The following is a 14,132-nucleotide window of genomic DNA, read 5'->3' on the forward strand; positions in this document are numbered from 1 at the left end:
CGGGCGCCTTTTTTTGTTTTGGGTGTTTCCTCGGGTTTTGTTTGTATATCCGTTGCTGCGGTAACGGCTTCTTAGGATTCCGCCCTTACGGCGGGTCACTTTTTCCAAACGCCGAAAAAGTAACCAAAAAGGCTTTACCCTGACGTACGGCCCTCGCTGTGGCTCGGGTTCCTTCGCTCCGGGATTGATCCGGGGGCATCGCCTACGGTTTGCTTCGCTGCACCTCCTCTCGATGCATGCGGCTGCGCCGCACGGTCGCTGCGCTCCCACCCCCGGATCAATCCCTCCACTCAGCCTTCCGACGGGCCCTGCGATCAAAAGCGGTACTCGAGCTAACGCTCATCGTGTTGCGTAGTGAGGAGCGGGGGCTCTTGATCTGGCTTTTGCTTTTGCTTTTGCTTTTGCTTTTGCTTTTGCTTTTGATTTTTTGCCCCTTCGGCAGGCCGAGCGGAGGTGTCCATCAGGGGGTAGGCGCGCAGCGCCGTGCGGCGAAGCCGCATACATCGAGAGGAGGTGCAGCGAAGCAAACCGTAGGCGATGCCCCCTGGTGGACACCGTAGCGAGGGAACACTGAGCCTAAGCGAAGTGCCGTACGCCGGGGCAAAAGCCTTTTGGTTCCTTTTTGGCGTTTGAAAAAGGGACTCGCTGTAAGAGCGAAACCATAAGAAGCCGTTACCGCAGCAACGGATATACACTCAAAACTCAAGCGGAAACCCAAAACCCAGACAAACAAAAACGCCCGGCAAATGCCGGGCGTCTTGTATTGACTTGATTAGCGAGCGCGGTAAGTAATACGCCCTTTGCTCAAGTCATAGGGCGTCAGCTCGACGCGCACTTTGTCACCGGTAAGAATACGAATGTAGTTCTTGCGCATCTTGCCGGAAATATGCGCGGTTACGACGTGCCCATTTTCCAACTCCACACGAAACATGGTGTTGGGCAGGGTGTCGACGACAGTGCCTTCCATTTCGAAGCTGTCTTCTTTCGACATGCAGTAAAGCCCTCGGTATCCAATGAATGGCCCGGTGCAACTGCGCCAGGCAAAAGCGGCGTGCATTGTGCCCGAAAAATGGGGTTTACGCCAAGGGGTTTAGGGTTTGCATTCAGTTCAGGATGACCCAGCGCTGATTAATGAGCAGTTCAATGGGCCGATATTGGGTCTTGTAGTTCATCTTTTTGCAGTTTTTGATCCAGTAGCCCAGGTACACCGCCTCAAGCCCCAGGCGTTGGGCTTCGGCGATTTGCCAGAGGATGGCGTAGCGCCCCAGGCTGCGGCGTTCTTCCTGCGGCTCGTAAAAGGTGTAGACCGCGGACAGGCCGTTGGGCAGCAGGTCGGTGACGGCGACTGCAAGTAACCGTCCGTCGAGCCGGAACTCGTAGAAGCGTGAGAAGGGCAGGTCGCGTACCAGAAAAGTCGAGAATTGATCGCGGCTGGGCGGATACATGTCGCCGTCGGCGTGGCGCTGTTCGATGTAGCGCTGATAGAGATCGAAATATTCTTCGCTGAACGCCGGCTTGACCGGACGTACCTGCAAATCGATGTTGCGCTTGAAAATGCGTTTTTGTTGGCGGTTGGGGTTGAACTGCGCCACAGGAATGCGCGCAGGCACGCAGGCATTGCAGTTCTGGCAATGCGGGCGGTAAAGATGATCGCCGCTGCGACGAAAGCCCATTTCTGACAGATCTGCGTAGACATGCACATCCATGGGCTGGCTCGGATCGAGAAACAGGGTCGTCGCCTGTTCCTCGGGCAGATAACTGCAAGAGTGAGGCTGAGTGGCATAAAACTTCAAACGCGCCAACTCGGTCATGATCAACCCTCAAGGGTAAGCTGGTGAATTAAGTGTAAGCCACGCGCGCAAAAGTCGCTCAGCAAACCCAGGTCGCATGATTGGGTTGATCGAGGTGCCGGGCCAGATAGTCGGCGAATGTCTGCCGTGAAATGGCCCGGGCGCCAAGGCTGTGCAGGTGATCGGTCGGCATCTGGCAGTCGATCAGCACGAAGCCCGCTTCCTTAAGATGTTGCACCAGCGTGGCAAAGCCGTACTTGGAAGCATTGTCCGCACGGCTGAACATCGACTCACCGAAGAACAGTTGCCCCATCGCCAGGCCATACAGGCCTCCGACCAGTTCGCCCTGATCCCAGACTTCCACCGAGTGGGCAAAGCCGTGCCGGTGCAGTTCGATATAGGCGTTCTGCATCGCCTCGGTGATCCAGGTGCCGTCTGCGTATTCCCTGGGGGCGGCGCAGGCGCGGATCACGGCGTCGAAATCCTGATCGAAAGTCACTTGATAACGCTGTTTGCGCATCAATTTGCCGAGGCTGCGCGAGACGTGCAGTTCGTCGGGAAAAAGCACGGTGCGCGGATCCGGCGACCACCAGAGAATCGGCTGACCCTCGGAAAACCATGGAAAGCAGCCATGGCGATAGGCCTGGATCAGGCGATCGGCGGACAGGTCTCCGCCGGCCGCCAGCAATCCGTTGGGATCGCGCATGGCCTTTTCCAGTGGCGGGAAAGTCAGTGAGTTGCGTTGTAACCAAGTCAGCATGGCGTCCAGGCTTGCAGAAGGGGAGGGCGGTGGGCAGTGGGCCCGCGGTAAAGTGTGCCGGGAAATGACGCGAATGTCCTCCGTTGCAGTACGGCTTTTGCGTAGCTGCAACTTGAGCATCCGGATGCGGTCGTAATCGGGCGCAACACCGGTGCGAGCAAGCTTGCCGACGTCAATGTGTGGCGTTCATGGGAGATGAGGCGCGAATGCTTCGCTACGTTCATCAAATACACCTCATAAGCCTTTGTCACAAAAGGTAATGCATGCTCAAATTGAACGTCGGGTGTTGTGCGTTTGGCTATGCTTGAACCTGGGGCTTCGAAGCATGGCATCGAACGCGCAAACCCGTACAATGCCGGGCTGTTACAGAATATTCGCCGTGTGCCGTGTTTATAAAAGGCGGGGCGCAGTGTTAAAAGTAGTCTCCGTTGCGCCCGTCAATTTTTTTACCTGCCTGGATTGGGCAGTTTTTTATCGTCATTCAATAGATGGACGCGCCTCTGGCGCAGGAAAAGAAGCGTTTTGAAGAAATCCACGGAAGCACCAAAAACAGTCGTTCCGCTCTGGCGTCAACAGTTGCACTACCGGCTCAAGGAAGGTGCATTGATCGCCATCGGCGCCTTGTGCCTGTTCCTGATGATGGCCTTGCTGACTTACGGCAAGGACGATCCGGGCTGGAGCCACAACAGCAAGATCGATGACGTGCAGAATTTCGGTGGCCCGGCCGGTTCCTACAGCGCCGACATCCTGTTCATGGTGCTGGGTTACTTCGCGTACATATTCCCGTTGCTGCTGGCGATCAAGGCGTATCAGATCTTCCGTCAGCGTCACGAGCCGTGGCAGTGGAGCGGCTGGCTGTTTTCCTGGCGCCTGATCGGTCTGGTGTTTCTGGTGTTGTCCGGCGCTGCGCTGGCGCACATTCATTTCCATGCAGCCACCGGATTGCCGGCCGGCGCGGGTGGTGCGCTGGGTGAAAGCCTCGGTGATCTGGCCCGCAACGCCCTGAACATTCAGGGCAGCACGTTGCTGTTCATCGCACTGTTCCTGTTCGGCCTGACGGTGTTCACCGACCTGTCGTGGTTCAAGGTGATGGACATCACTGGCAAGATCACGCTTGACCTGTTCGAACTGTTCCAGGGCGCGCTAAACCGCTGGTGGTCGGCTCGTACCGAGCGCAAGCAACTGGTCGCGCAGCTGCGTGAAGTCGACGATCGCGTGCATGACGTGGTTGCACCGACGGTCACCGACAAACGCGAGCAGGCCAAGGTCAAGGAACGTCTGATCGAGCGCGAGCAGGCCCTCAGCAAACACATGTCCGAGCGTGAGAAACAGGTGCCGCCGGTCATCGCCCCGGCCCCGGTCAAGGCGCCGGAGCCAAGCAAGCGCGTGCAGAAAGAGAAGCAGGTGCCGTTGTTCGTCGACAGTGCCGTGGAAGGCACCTTGCCGCCGATCTCGATTCTCGATCCTGCGGAAAAGAAACAACTCAATTATTCGCCTGAATCCCTGGCGGCGGTCGGCCACTTGCTGGAGATCAAGCTTAAGGAATTCGGCGTCGAAGTCACCGTGGATTCGATCCACCCCGGTCCAGTCATTACTCGTTACGAAATCCAGCCTGCTGCGGGCGTGAAGGTCAGCCGAATCGCCAACCTGGCGAAAGACCTTGCACGTTCGCTGGCCGTGACCAGTGTGCGGGTGGTGGAAGTGATTCCGGGCAAGACCACGGTCGGTATCGAGATTCCCAACGAAGACCGGCAGATCGTGCGCTTCTCCGAAGTGCTGTCGACGCCTGAGTATGACAACTTCAAATCGCCGGTCACCCTGGCCCTCGGCCACGACATCGGCGGCAAGCCGGTCATCACCGACCTGGCGAAGATGCCGCACCTGCTGGTGGCCGGTACCACCGGTTCCGGTAAGTCGGTGGGCGTGAACGCGATGATCCTGTCGATCCTGTTCAAGTCCGGCCCGGACGACGCCAAGCTGATCATGATCGACCCGAAAATGCTCGAGCTGTCGATCTACGAAGGCATTCCGCACCTGCTGTGCCCGGTCGTGACCGATATGAAAGACGCCGCCAACGCCCTGCGCTGGAGCGTGGCCGAGATGGAGCGTCGCTACAAGCTGATGGCGAAGATGGGCGTGCGAAACCTGTCCGGCTTCAACGCCAAGGTCAAGGAAGCCCAAGACGCCGGCGAGCCGCTGAGCGATCCGCTGTACAAACGCGAAAGCATCCACGACGAAGCGCCGCTGTTGCAGAAGCTGCCAACCATCGTCGTAGTCGTGGACGAATTCGCCGACATGATGATGATCGTCGGCAAGAAGGTAGAAGAATTGATCGCCCGTATCGCCCAGAAGGCGCGTGCGGCCGGTATCCACCTGATTCTTGCGACCCAGCGGCCATCGGTGGACGTGATCACCGGTCTGATCAAGGCGAACATCCCGACGCGGATGGCGTTCCAGGTATCGAGCAAGATCGACTCCCGGACCATCATCGACCAGGGCGGCGCCGAGCAACTGCTCGGCCACGGTGACATGCTCTACATGCCGCCGGGCACCAGCCTGCCGATCCGGGTTCACGGCGCATTCGTGTCCGACGATGAAGTTCACCGGGTGGTTGAAGCCTGGAAACTGCGCGGCGCGCCGGAATACAACGACGACATCCTCAACGGTGTCGAAGAGGCGGGCAGTGGTTTCGAAGGCAGCAGCGGCGGCGGTGACGGCGACGATCCGGAAGCCGACGCGCTGTACGACGAAGCCGTGCAGTTCGTGCTGGAAAGCCGTCGCGCCTCCATCTCCGCTGTACAGCGCAAGCTGAAGATCGGCTACAACCGTGCCGCGCGCATGATCGAAGCCATGGAAATGGCCGGGGTCGTGACGTCGATGAACACCAACGGTTCCCGCGAAGTCCTGGCCCCTGGCCCGGTACGCGACTGATTCGATACCCTGATCCAAATGCAATGGGCGGTGCATGAAGCGCCGTCCACTTTCCCACGAGTATTCAAGAGGACTCCCATGCGTCTTATCCGCATGTTGCTGCCGGTACTGGCTCTGACCACCCTCACGGCTCACGCCGATGACAAGGATGTGGCTCGCCTGACCCAATTGCTCGAAACATCCAAGACCCTGACCGCCAATTTTTCCCAGTTGACCCTCGACGGCAGCGGCACCCAGTTGCAGGAAACCACCGGCGACATGACCCTGCAGCGTCCGGGCCTGTTCTACTGGCATACCAATGCGCCAGCCGAGCAGACCATGGTGTCCGACGGCAAGAAAGTCACGCTGTGGGACCCGGACCTGGAGCAGGCCACCATCAAGAAACTTGATGAACGCCTGACCCAGACGCCGGCGCTGTTGCTGTCTGGCGACGTATCGAAGATCAGCCAGAGCTTTGACATCACCGCGAAAGAGGCCGGCGGCGTGATCGACTTCACCCTGAAGCCGAAAACCAAGGACACGCTGTTCGACAGTCTGCGCCTGTCGTTCCGCAACGGTCTGGTCAATGACATGCAACTGATCGACAGCGTCGGCCAGCGCACCAACATCCTGTTTACCGGTGTGAAGGCCAACGAAGCGGTCCCGGCATCGAAGTTCAAGTTCGACATCCCGAAGGGTGCCGATGTGATCCAGGAATAAACACAGAGGTTTCAACGGTACGTGATGGATCTGTTTCGCAGTGCACCGATTGCCCAGCCACTGGCTGCCCGTTTGCGGGCGACCAATCTGGATGAGTACGTCGGTCAGGAACACGTGCTCGCTCGCGGCAAACCTCTGCGCGAGGCGCTGGAGCAAGGTGCCCTGCATTCGATGATCTTCTGGGGCCCGCCGGGCGTGGGCAAAACCACGTTGGCGCGGTTGCTGGCGGAAGTCTCGGATGCGCACTTCGAAACGGTTTCGGCGGTGCTGGCCGGGGTCAAGGAGATCCGTCAGGCGGTGGAAATCGCCAAGCAGCAGGCCGGTCAGTACGGCAAGCGCACGATCCTGTTTGTCGATGAAGTGCACCGCTTCAACAAGTCTCAACAGGATGCGTTTCTGCCGTACGTTGAAGACGGCACGCTGATCTTCATTGGCGCCACCACCGAAAACCCTTCGTTCGAACTGAACAATGCATTGCTGTCGCGGGCACGGGTCTACGTACTCAAAAGCCTCGACGAGGCGGCGTTGCGCAAGTTGGTGCACCGCGCGCTGACTGAAGAGCGTGGCCTGGGCAAACGTCATCTGACCCTCAGTGATGAAGGCTTCCAGATGCTGCTGTCCGCCGCCGACGGCGATGGCCGGCGTCTGCTGAACCTGCTTGAAAACGCCTCGGACCTGGCCGAAGACAATAGCGAGATGGGCACCGAGCTGCTGCAAAGCCTGCTCGGCGACACTCGCCGGCGTTTCGACAAGGGCGGCGAAGCGTTCTACGACCAGATTTCTGCGCTGCACAAATCGGTGCGCGGTTCCAATCCGGACGGCGCGCTGTACTGGTTTGCGCGAATGATCGACGGCGGCTGCGATCCGCTGTACCTCGCCCGGCGGGTGGTGCGGATGGCCAGCGAAGACATCGGCAACGCCGATCCTCGCGCCCTGAGCCTGTGCCTGGCGGCGTGGGAAGTGCAGGAACGCCTCGGCAGCCCGGAAGGTGAGTTGGCAGTGGCGCAGGCCATCACCTATCTGGCCTGTGCGCCGAAAAGCAACGCCGTGTACATGGGCTTCAAGACTGCGCTACGCGCCGCCGCCGAACACGGCTCGCTGGAGGTGCCGCTGCACCTGCGCAATGCGCCGACCAAATTGATGAAGCAATTGGGCTACGGCGACGAATACCGTTATGCCCACGACGAACCGGACGCTTACGCTGCCGGCGAAGACTATTTCCCGGAAGAACTCGACCCGATTCCGTTCTACCAACCGGTGCCCCGTGGCCTGGAATTAAAGATCGGCGAAAAGCTCAACCACCTCGCCCAACTTGATCGTTTAAGCCCCCGGCAGCGGAGAAAATAGTGGTTCCATTGATTGTTGCAGTCTCCGTCGGCGGGATTGCCGGCACTTTGTTGCGCTTCGCTACCGGCAATTGGGTCAACGCCAATTGGCCGCGGCACTTCTATACCGCGACGCTGGCCGTTAATATCGTGGGCTGTCTGCTGATTGGCGTGTTGTACGGCCTGTTTTTGATACGCCCGGAAGTACCGATCGAGGTACGTGCCGGGTTGATGGTCGGCTTCCTCGGGGGGCTGACGACATTTTCATCCTTTTCACTGGATACGGTGCGCCTGCTGGAAAGCGGGCAAGTGCCGCTGGCCCTGGGCTATGCGGCCATCAGCGTATTCGGCGGGCTGCTCGCGACCTGGGCTGGCCTGTCCCTGACCAAACTTTGATAACGAGAAACCGACATGCTCGATTCCAAACTGTTACGTAGCAACCTTCAGGACGTAGCGGACCGCCTGGCTTCCCGTGGCTTTGCCCTGGATGTCGCGCGCATCGAAGCGCTGGAAGAACAGCGCAAGACCGTCCAGACCCGCACCGAAGCACTGCAGGCTGAGCGTAACGCGCGTTCCAAATCCATCGGTCAGGCCAAGCAGCGCGGCGAAGATATCGCGCCGCTGATGGCGGACGTCGAGCGCATGGCGGGCGAACTGAGCGCCGGTAAAGTCGAGCTGGACGCGATCCAGACCGAACTGGATTCGATCCTGCTGGGCATCCCGAACCTGCCGCACGAATCGGTACCGGTCGGCGAAGACGAAGACGGCAACGTCGAAGTCCGCCGCTGGGGCACGCCGACCGCGTTCGATTTCCCGGTTCAGGACCACGTGGCTCTGGGCGAGAAGTTCGGCTGGCTCGACTTCGAAACCGCCGCCAAGCTGTCCGGCGCACGTTTCGCTCTGCTGCGCGGCCCGATTGCCCGTCTGCACCGCGCACTCGCGCAGTTCATGATCAACCTGCACGTCACCGAGCACGGCTACGAAGAGGCTTACACGCCTTATCTGGTTCAGGCCCCGGCGCTGCAAGGCACCGGTCAACTGCCGAAGTTCGAAGAGGACCTGTTCAAGATCGCTCGCGAAGGCGAAGCCGATCTGTACCTGATCCCGACCGCCGAAGTGTCGCTGACCAACATCGTGGCCGGTGAAATCGTCGATTCGAAGCAGCTGCCGATCAAGTTTGTTGCCCACACTCCGTGCTTCCGCAGCGAAGCCGGCGCGTCGGGTCGTGACACTCGCGGCATGATCCGTCAGCACCAGTTCGACAAGGTCGAGATGGTCCAGATCGTCGAGCCGTCGAAATCGATGGAAGCGCTCGAGAGCCTGACCGCCAATGCCGAGAAAGTCCTGCAACTGCTGGAGCTGCCTTACCGCACCCTGGCGCTGTGCACTGGCGACATGGGCTTCAGCGCAGTCAAGACTTACGACCTGGAAGTGTGGATTCCGAGCCAGGACAAATACCGCGAAATCTCGTCGTGCTCCAACTGCGGCGATTTCCAGGCCCGCCGCATGCAGGCGCGTTTCCGCAACCCGGAAACCGGCAAGCCTGAGCTGGTGCACACCCTGAACGGTTCCGGTCTGGCAGTCGGTCGTACCCTGGTGGCCGTGCTGGAAAACTACCAGCAGGCCGACGGTTCGATCCGTGTGCCGGACGTGCTGAAGCCGTACATGGGTGGCCTTGAGGTCATCGGCTAAATGAAATATCTGCCGCTGTTTCACAACCTGCGCGGCAGTCGTGTGTTGGTCGTCGGTGGGGGGGAGATTGCCTTGCGCAAGTCCCGCCTGCTGGCCGATGCCGGTGCGCTGCTGCGGGTGGTCGCACCTGAAATCGAAGCGCAACTGCGCGAACTGGTCGCCGCCAGCGGTGGCGAATGCCTGCTGCGTGGCTACGCCGAAACGGATCTGGACGGTTGCGGGCTGATCATTGCCGCCACCGACGACGAAGCGTTGAACGCGCAAGTTTCCGCCGATGCCCATCGGCGTTGCGTGCCGGTCAATGTGGTCGATGCGCCGGCGCTGTGCAGCGTGATTTTCCCGGCAATCGTCGATCGCTCACCTCTGATCATCGCGGTTTCCAGCGGCGGCGATGCGCCGGTGCTGGCCCGGCTGATCCGCGCCAAGATCGAAACCTGGATTCCCTCGACCTACGGCCATCTGGCCGGTCTGGCCGCGCGGTTTCGCGATCAGGTCAAAGGCCTGTTTCCCGATGTGCAGCAACGTCGCGGTTTTTGGGAAGACGTGTTCCAGGGGCCGATCGCCGACCGGCAACTGGCAGGACAGGGCGCCGAAGCCGAACGTTTGCTGCAAGCCAAGATTGACGGCGAAGCCATGGTTACGACCGGTGAGGTGTATCTGGTGGGCGCAGGGCCGGGTGATCCGGATCTGCTGACCTTCCGCGCCTTGCGCCTGATGCAGCAAGCCGATGTGGTGCTGTACGACCGCTTGGTGGCTCCGGCGATTCTTGAGCTGTGCCGCCGCGATGCCGAGCGGGTCTACGTCGGCAAACGTCGCGCCGATCACGCCGTGCCGCAGGATCAGATCAACCAGCAATTGGTGGATCTGGCCAAGGCCGGCAAGCGTGTGGTGCGGTTGAAGGGCGGGGATCCGTTCATCTTCGGCCGTGGCGGCGAAGAGATCGAGGAACTGGCGGCCCATGGCATCCCGTTTCAGGTGGTGCCGGGGATCACGGCGGCCAGCGGTTGCGCGGCATATGCCGGGATTCCGCTGACTCATCGCGACTACGCTCAGTCGGTGCGTTTCGTCACCGGGCACTTGAAGGACGGTTCGACCGATCTGCCGTGGTCGGACCTCGTCGCGCCGGCTCAGACGCTGGTGTTCTACATGGGGTTGGTGGGATTGCCGATCATCTGCGAGCAGTTGATCAAACATGGTCGTGCGGCCGAAACGCCGGCCGCGCTGATCCAGCAGGGCACCACGGTCAATCAGCGGGTCTTCACCGGCACGCTGGCCGACCTGCCGCGTCTGGTGGCGGAGCATGAAGTGCATGCGCCGACGCTGGTGATCGTCGGCGAAGTGGTGCAACTGCGCGAGAAACTGGCGTGGTTCGAGGGCGCTCAGGGTCAGATCTGACGACTCTGAAGGGATCGTTCCCACGCGGTGGGAACGATCCTGCTCTCAACCTCTGCGCCAAACCCCTTTCCCGCCCAACCGGTCCCGGTCATGAGCAGCAGTGAAATCCTGCTCCGGCCCCTTCGGCACAACCCCGGTCGGGTTGATGGTCTTGTGGCTGCCGTAGTAGTGGTTCTTGATGTGCTGGAAATCCACGGTCTCGGCAACGCCCGGCCACTGGTACATCTCCCGCAGCCAGTTCGACAGATTCGGATAATCGCTGATCCGCCGCAGATTGCATTTGAAGTGCCCGTGGTACACCGCGTCGAAACGAATCAGTGTGGTGAACAAGCGCACGTCCGCCTCGGTCAGGTATTCACCCGTCAAATAACGGTTGGCGCCCAGCACCTGCTCCAGATGATTCAGTTCGGCAAACACGTCATCGAACGCTTCTTCATAGGCTTTTTGCGAGGTGGCGAAACCGGCGCGATACACGCCGTTGTTCACGGCAGGGTAGATCCGCTCGTTCAGCGAATCGATCTCACTGCGTAATGGCGCCGGATAGAAGTCCAGATCGTTGCCGGTCAGGTCATCGAAGGCGCTGTTGAACATGCGGATGATCTCCGCCGATTCGTTGCTGACGATGCGCTTGAGCTTTTTGTCCCACAGCACCGGCACGGTGACGCGGCCGGTGTAGTCGGCGGTGTCGGCGGTGTAGCGCTGGTGCATGAAATCGAAATGGTCGAGTTTGTCGCCGGTCGAACCGAGGTTCTGATCGAAGGTCCAGCCGTTTTCCAGCATCAGCCAGCTGACGACGGAAACGTCGATCAGGCTTTCCAGGCCTTTGAGCTTGCGCAGGATCAGCGTGCGATGGGCCCACGGACAGGCGAGAGAGACATAAAGGTGATAACGCCCGGCTTCGGCGGCAAAACCGCCTTCACCGCTCGGGCCCGGCTCGCCATTGCGAGTGACCCAGTTGCGGCGCTGCGCCTGTTCGCGCTGGAACGCGCCGTCCTTGCTGCTTTCGTACCACTTGTCCTGCCAGCGGCCGTCGACGAGTAAACCCATGATCAAGACTCCAGAAACCAATAATTCGTTGGAGTTGAGTCTATTCCGATGAGTTCGAACAAAAAGCGCAAAGATCGGGCGTTAATGATCGGTTAAATCGATTTATCCCGCGCGGCCCAGTATTGCTCCGCGGTTTCAAAAGCCTGTTCACGGCTTTGGCCGAGGCCGCGCAGCGCCAACGCCATGGTCGAGATCAACGCCATTTGCGGGTAACTGTCGACCACATCGCCGCGCCAAACGGCCTTCAAATGCTCGATATCCAGCGACGCCGGTTTGACGTGACGCTGCGCCGACAGCTGCGGCCATTCCTCGTCCCAGCTCTCGCCGCCGGTGGTGCCGTACAAGTGGCTGTCGGCATCCGGGTTGATCTCGATCTCGCCGCCGTCGCCCTTGATCACGATCGCCGTGTCGCCGAGCAGGCCGCTGGCATCGCGGTGCACCGCCTGATAGCCGGGGTGGAAAATACTCTGCAGGCCGCAACGCGCGCCCAGCGGATTGAGAATCCGCGCCAGTGAGTGAATCGGCGAGCGCAGGCCGAGGGTGTTGCGCAGGTCGATCATCCGTTGCAATTGCGGCGCCCAGTCCACCAGCGGCATGAACGCCAGACCACCGTTGTCCAGCGCCGCGCCAACCTGTTGCCAGTTGCGGCACAGCGGAATGTTCAGCTCACCGAGCAATTGTTCGGAGTACAAGCGCCCGGCGGTGTGTGCGCCGCCGCCGTGCATGAAAATGCGCAGGCCGTTCTGCGCCAGGCACTTGGCGGCCAACAGATACCACGGCAGGTGACGCTTCTTGCCGGCGTAAGTCGGCCAGTCCAGATCGACGTTCAGCGCCGGGGCCTGCAAGCGCTCGCGCAGGGCCTCGGTGAAACCGGCCATCTCCTCGGCGCTTTCTTCCTTGTGCCGCAGCAACATCAGGAACGCGCCGAGCTGGGTTTCTTCGACCGCTTCGTCGAGGACCATGCCCATGGCTTGCCGGGCTTCCTCGCGGGTGAGGTCGCGGGCGCCGCGCTTGCCCTTGCCGAGGATGCGCACGAACTGGGCGAATGGATGCTCGGCGGGCGTTTCGAGGGTCAGCGCTGGATAGTCGGTCATAGGCAATTCGTCGGTTTGGGCAGGCCCGCCAGTTTCGCGGCGAGTTTGGCAGGGGTGCCTTTGAACAGTCGGTTCAGGTGCAGGCTGTTGCCTTTCTCCGCGCCGAGCTTGAGTGCGGTGTACTTGATCAGCGGCCGGGTGGCCGGTGACAGCTGGAATTCGGCGTAGAAGCTGCGCAGCAATTCGAGGACTTCCCAGTGTTCCGGGCTCAGTTCGATATCTTCGGCAGCGGCGAGGGCGCTGGCGACTTCGGCCGACCAGTCGTTGAGGTCGACCAGAAAGCCGTCCTTGTCCAGTTCAATGGCGCGGGCGCCGATGGTCAACGCATTCATAGCCAGCTGTTGACCTTGTCGTGTTGGATCGACAGCTCGACGAAGGCCGGATAATCGATGGCTTCGGCCCAGTCCGGAACCTGCACGGCACGGGCTTGCGCGTCTTCGGCCAGCACGAACAATTTCATCTTGCGGGATTCCAGCGCACTGAACGGCGCGGTGCCAGGCTGCAGCGCATAAACGGCATCGCCAGACAGCAACAGTGCATCGGCAGAACCGAGCAGGCGCAGGCAACTGGTCAGGCGTTCGTCGCCGAACGGGGAGTGGGACAACACATGCAAAGTCGACATCAGAGGGTGATCACCTGGTCGTAACGGTCAATGAGGGCGGTGATTTGCTCGGCGGCCAAAGGCTGCGCCTCGTCCAGCGAACGATCGCCGAGGCCGCGAACACTGGCGCTGTCGGCGCAGTAGAACAGCTCTTCGACGCCAAACATCGGCAGCGCTTGCAGGTTGGCGCTCAGGTCTTTCTGTTGCAGGGCCTTGGCGTTTTGCCCGGCGGCCAGTTGCAACACGCCGTCGTCGAGAAACAGCAGACCGATCGGCAGATCGAAGGCGCCGCCGGCGAGCACGATGTCCAGCGCTTCGCGGGCGCCGGGACCGGACCACGGCGATTGACGGCTGATAATCAGAAGGGATTTGGCCATGTCATGCGCCTCCGAAACAGATGAGGCGGTCGGCATCCTGCACCGCGTCATGCAACTGACCGAGGCCGGACAATTCCCACGGCGCGCTGACGGCCACGGCATCACGCTGATAACGCCCGGCTTCCTCGGCATTCAACACGCCACGGCGCAGGGCGGCGGCGATGCACACCACGCCATCGAGGTTCTGTTCGCTGATGAAGGTTCGCCACTGTTTGGGCAGGTCCAGTTCGTCCTGCGGCGTGACCACGGCGTCGGACGCGTTGTGGACCCCGTCCTGATAGAAAAACAGCCGGACAATCTCATGCCCGCCGGCCAGCGCAGCCTGGGCGAACAGCAGGGCGCGGCGCGAGGAGGGCGCATGGGCGGCGGAAAACAGCGCAATGGCGAACTTCATGACGGACTCGATCAGCAAAACTGCGGC

The 14,132-nt window shown here is 60.6% G+C and carries 15 protein-coding genes; 6 read left to right on the forward strand and 9 right to left on the reverse strand.

Features of this window, described 5'->3' with window-relative positions; all coding sequences use genetic code 11:
* Positions 1 to 772: 772 nt before the first annotated feature.
* From infA to aat, 3 genes are all read right to left on the reverse strand, one after another.
* Complete coding sequence (gene infA, locus ACM6JM_RS27305; RefSeq protein WP_002553999.1) at positions 773 to 991, reverse strand: translation initiation factor IF-1; 219 nt, start codon at positions 989 to 991, stop codon at positions 773 to 775.
* A 112-nt stretch (positions 992 to 1,103) separates the two neighbouring features.
* A complete protein-coding gene (locus ACM6JM_RS27310) occupies positions 1,104 to 1,811 on the reverse strand; it encodes an arginyltransferase (RefSeq protein WP_007958178.1) in 708 nt (235 codons plus the stop codon).
* Between the two features lie 58 nt (positions 1,812 to 1,869).
* Positions 1,870 to 2,550 carry a leucyl/phenylalanyl-tRNA--protein transferase gene (aat, locus tag ACM6JM_RS27315; protein WP_414882785.1) on the reverse strand — a complete coding sequence of 227 codons (681 nt, stop codon included), beginning with the start codon at positions 2,548 to 2,550 and terminating at the stop codon, positions 1,870 to 1,872.
* A 522-nt stretch (positions 2,551 to 3,072) separates the two neighbouring features.
* Between aat and ACM6JM_RS27320 the strand changes: the two genes are divergently transcribed.
* The 6 genes from ACM6JM_RS27320 to cysG all read left to right on the forward strand — a co-directional run bounded on the left by ACM6JM_RS27320 (position 3,073) and on the right by cysG (position 10,592).
* Entirely contained in the window at positions 3,073 to 5,481 is a 2,409-nt protein-coding gene (locus ACM6JM_RS27320) for a DNA translocase FtsK (protein ID WP_011334945.1), read from the forward strand.
* Between the two features lie 78 nt (positions 5,482 to 5,559).
* Entirely contained in the window at positions 5,560 to 6,180 is a 621-nt protein-coding gene (gene lolA, locus ACM6JM_RS27325) for an outer membrane lipoprotein chaperone LolA (protein ID WP_011334944.1), read from the forward strand.
* A 24-nt stretch (positions 6,181 to 6,204) separates the two neighbouring features.
* Positions 6,205 to 7,527 (forward strand): replication-associated recombination protein A, encoded by a 1,323-nt coding sequence (locus ACM6JM_RS27330; protein ID WP_007958186.1) that lies wholly within the window; start codon positions 6,205 to 6,207, stop codon positions 7,525 to 7,527.
* The gene (crcB, locus tag ACM6JM_RS27335; RefSeq protein ID WP_007958188.1) at positions 7,527 to 7,901 is read left to right on the forward strand and encodes a fluoride efflux transporter CrcB; all 375 of its coding nucleotides are present in this window, start codon (positions 7,527 to 7,529) and stop codon (positions 7,899 to 7,901) included. Before ACM6JM_RS27330 ends, crcB begins: the two co-directional genes overlap by 1 nt.
* Positions 7,902 to 7,916: 15 nt before the next feature.
* Positions 7,917 to 9,197 carry a serine--tRNA ligase gene (gene serS / locus ACM6JM_RS27340; protein WP_074688938.1) on the forward strand — a complete coding sequence of 427 codons (1,281 nt, stop codon included), beginning with the start codon at positions 7,917 to 7,919 and terminating at the stop codon, positions 9,195 to 9,197.
* Positions 9,198 to 10,592 carry a siroheme synthase CysG gene (gene cysG, locus ACM6JM_RS27345; RefSeq protein WP_210709782.1) on the forward strand — a complete coding sequence of 465 codons (1,395 nt, stop codon included), beginning with the start codon at positions 9,198 to 9,200 and terminating at the stop codon, positions 10,590 to 10,592.
* A 45-nt stretch (positions 10,593 to 10,637) separates the two neighbouring features.
* Here the strand turns inward: cysG and ACM6JM_RS27350 are convergent, their stop codons facing one another.
* From ACM6JM_RS27350 to tusD, 6 genes are all read right to left on the reverse strand, one after another.
* Positions 10,638 to 11,639 carry a glutathione S-transferase family protein gene (locus tag ACM6JM_RS27350; RefSeq protein WP_414882786.1) on the reverse strand — a complete coding sequence of 334 codons (1,002 nt, stop codon included), beginning with the start codon at positions 11,637 to 11,639 and terminating at the stop codon, positions 10,638 to 10,640.
* A gap of 92 nt (positions 11,640 to 11,731) precedes the next feature.
* Positions 11,732 to 12,733 carry a glycosyl transferase family protein gene (locus ACM6JM_RS27355; RefSeq protein ID WP_074688932.1) on the reverse strand — a complete coding sequence of 334 codons (1,002 nt, stop codon included), beginning with the start codon at positions 12,731 to 12,733 and terminating at the stop codon, positions 11,732 to 11,734.
* Positions 12,730 to 13,065, reverse strand: a complete 336-nt coding sequence (locus tag ACM6JM_RS27360; RefSeq protein WP_039767398.1) for a TusE/DsrC/DsvC family sulfur relay protein — start codon at positions 13,063 to 13,065, stop codon at positions 12,730 to 12,732. Before ACM6JM_RS27360 ends, ACM6JM_RS27355 begins: the two co-directional genes overlap by 4 nt.
* Positions 13,062 to 13,355, reverse strand: coding sequence for a sulfurtransferase complex subunit TusB (tusB, locus tag ACM6JM_RS27365; RefSeq protein ID WP_163975822.1), 294 nt, complete (start codon positions 13,353 to 13,355; stop codon positions 13,062 to 13,064). Before tusB ends, ACM6JM_RS27360 begins: the two co-directional genes overlap by 4 nt.
* Positions 13,355 to 13,711, reverse strand: coding sequence for a sulfurtransferase complex subunit TusC (gene tusC, locus ACM6JM_RS27370; protein WP_039767393.1), 357 nt, complete (start codon positions 13,709 to 13,711; stop codon positions 13,355 to 13,357). Before tusC ends, tusB begins: the two co-directional genes overlap by 1 nt.
* Before the next feature lies 1 nt (position 13,712).
* Positions 13,713 to 14,105, reverse strand: coding sequence for a sulfurtransferase complex subunit TusD (tusD, locus tag ACM6JM_RS27375; protein ID WP_074689306.1), 393 nt, complete (start codon positions 14,103 to 14,105; stop codon positions 13,713 to 13,715).
* Positions 14,106 to 14,132 lie beyond the last annotated feature (27 nt).

The sequence above is a fragment of the Pseudomonas sp. IT-P2 genome (genome assembly GCF_949767575.1).
Taxonomy (GTDB): domain Bacteria; phylum Pseudomonadota; class Gammaproteobacteria; order Pseudomonadales; family Pseudomonadaceae; genus Aquipseudomonas; species Aquipseudomonas pharyngis.

Excerpts from the sequence above, each read along its gene's own strand:
- infA (WP_002553999.1), bottom strand. The coding sequence starts at position 991 with ATGTCGAAAGAAGACAGCTTCGAAATGGAAGGCACTGTCGTCGACACC.
- ACM6JM_RS27310 (WP_007958178.1), bottom strand. The coding sequence starts at position 1,811 with ATGACCGAGTTGGCGCGTTTGAAGTTTTATGCCACTCAGCCTCACTCT.
- aat (WP_414882785.1), bottom strand. The coding sequence starts at position 2,550 with ATGCTGACTTGGTTACAACGCAACTCACTGACTTTCCCGCCACTGGAA.
- lolA (WP_011334944.1), top strand. The coding sequence starts at position 5,560 with ATGCGTCTTATCCGCATGTTGCTGCCGGTACTGGCTCTGACCACCCTC.
- ACM6JM_RS27330 (WP_007958186.1), top strand. The coding sequence starts at position 6,205 with ATGGATCTGTTTCGCAGTGCACCGATTGCCCAGCCACTGGCTGCCCGT.
- serS (WP_074688938.1), top strand. The coding sequence starts at position 7,917 with ATGCTCGATTCCAAACTGTTACGTAGCAACCTTCAGGACGTAGCGGAC.
- cysG (WP_210709782.1), top strand. The coding sequence starts at position 9,198 with ATGAAATATCTGCCGCTGTTTCACAACCTGCGCGGCAGTCGTGTGTTG.
- ACM6JM_RS27350 (WP_414882786.1), bottom strand. The coding sequence starts at position 11,639 with ATGGGTTTACTCGTCGACGGCCGCTGGCAGGACAAGTGGTACGAAAGC.
- ACM6JM_RS27355 (WP_074688932.1), bottom strand. The coding sequence starts at position 12,733 with ATGACCGACTATCCAGCGCTGACCCTCGAAACGCCCGCCGAGCATCCA.
- ACM6JM_RS27360 (WP_039767398.1), bottom strand. The coding sequence starts at position 13,065 with ATGAATGCGTTGACCATCGGCGCCCGCGCCATTGAACTGGACAAGGAC.
- tusB (WP_163975822.1), bottom strand. The coding sequence starts at position 13,355 with ATGTCGACTTTGCATGTGTTGTCCCACTCCCCGTTCGGCGACGAACGC.
- tusC (WP_039767393.1), bottom strand. The coding sequence starts at position 13,711 with ATGGCCAAATCCCTTCTGATTATCAGCCGTCAATCGCCGTGGTCCGGT.
- tusD (WP_074689306.1), bottom strand. The coding sequence starts at position 14,105 with ATGAAGTTCGCCATTGCGCTGTTTTCCGCCGCCCATGCGCCCTCCTCG.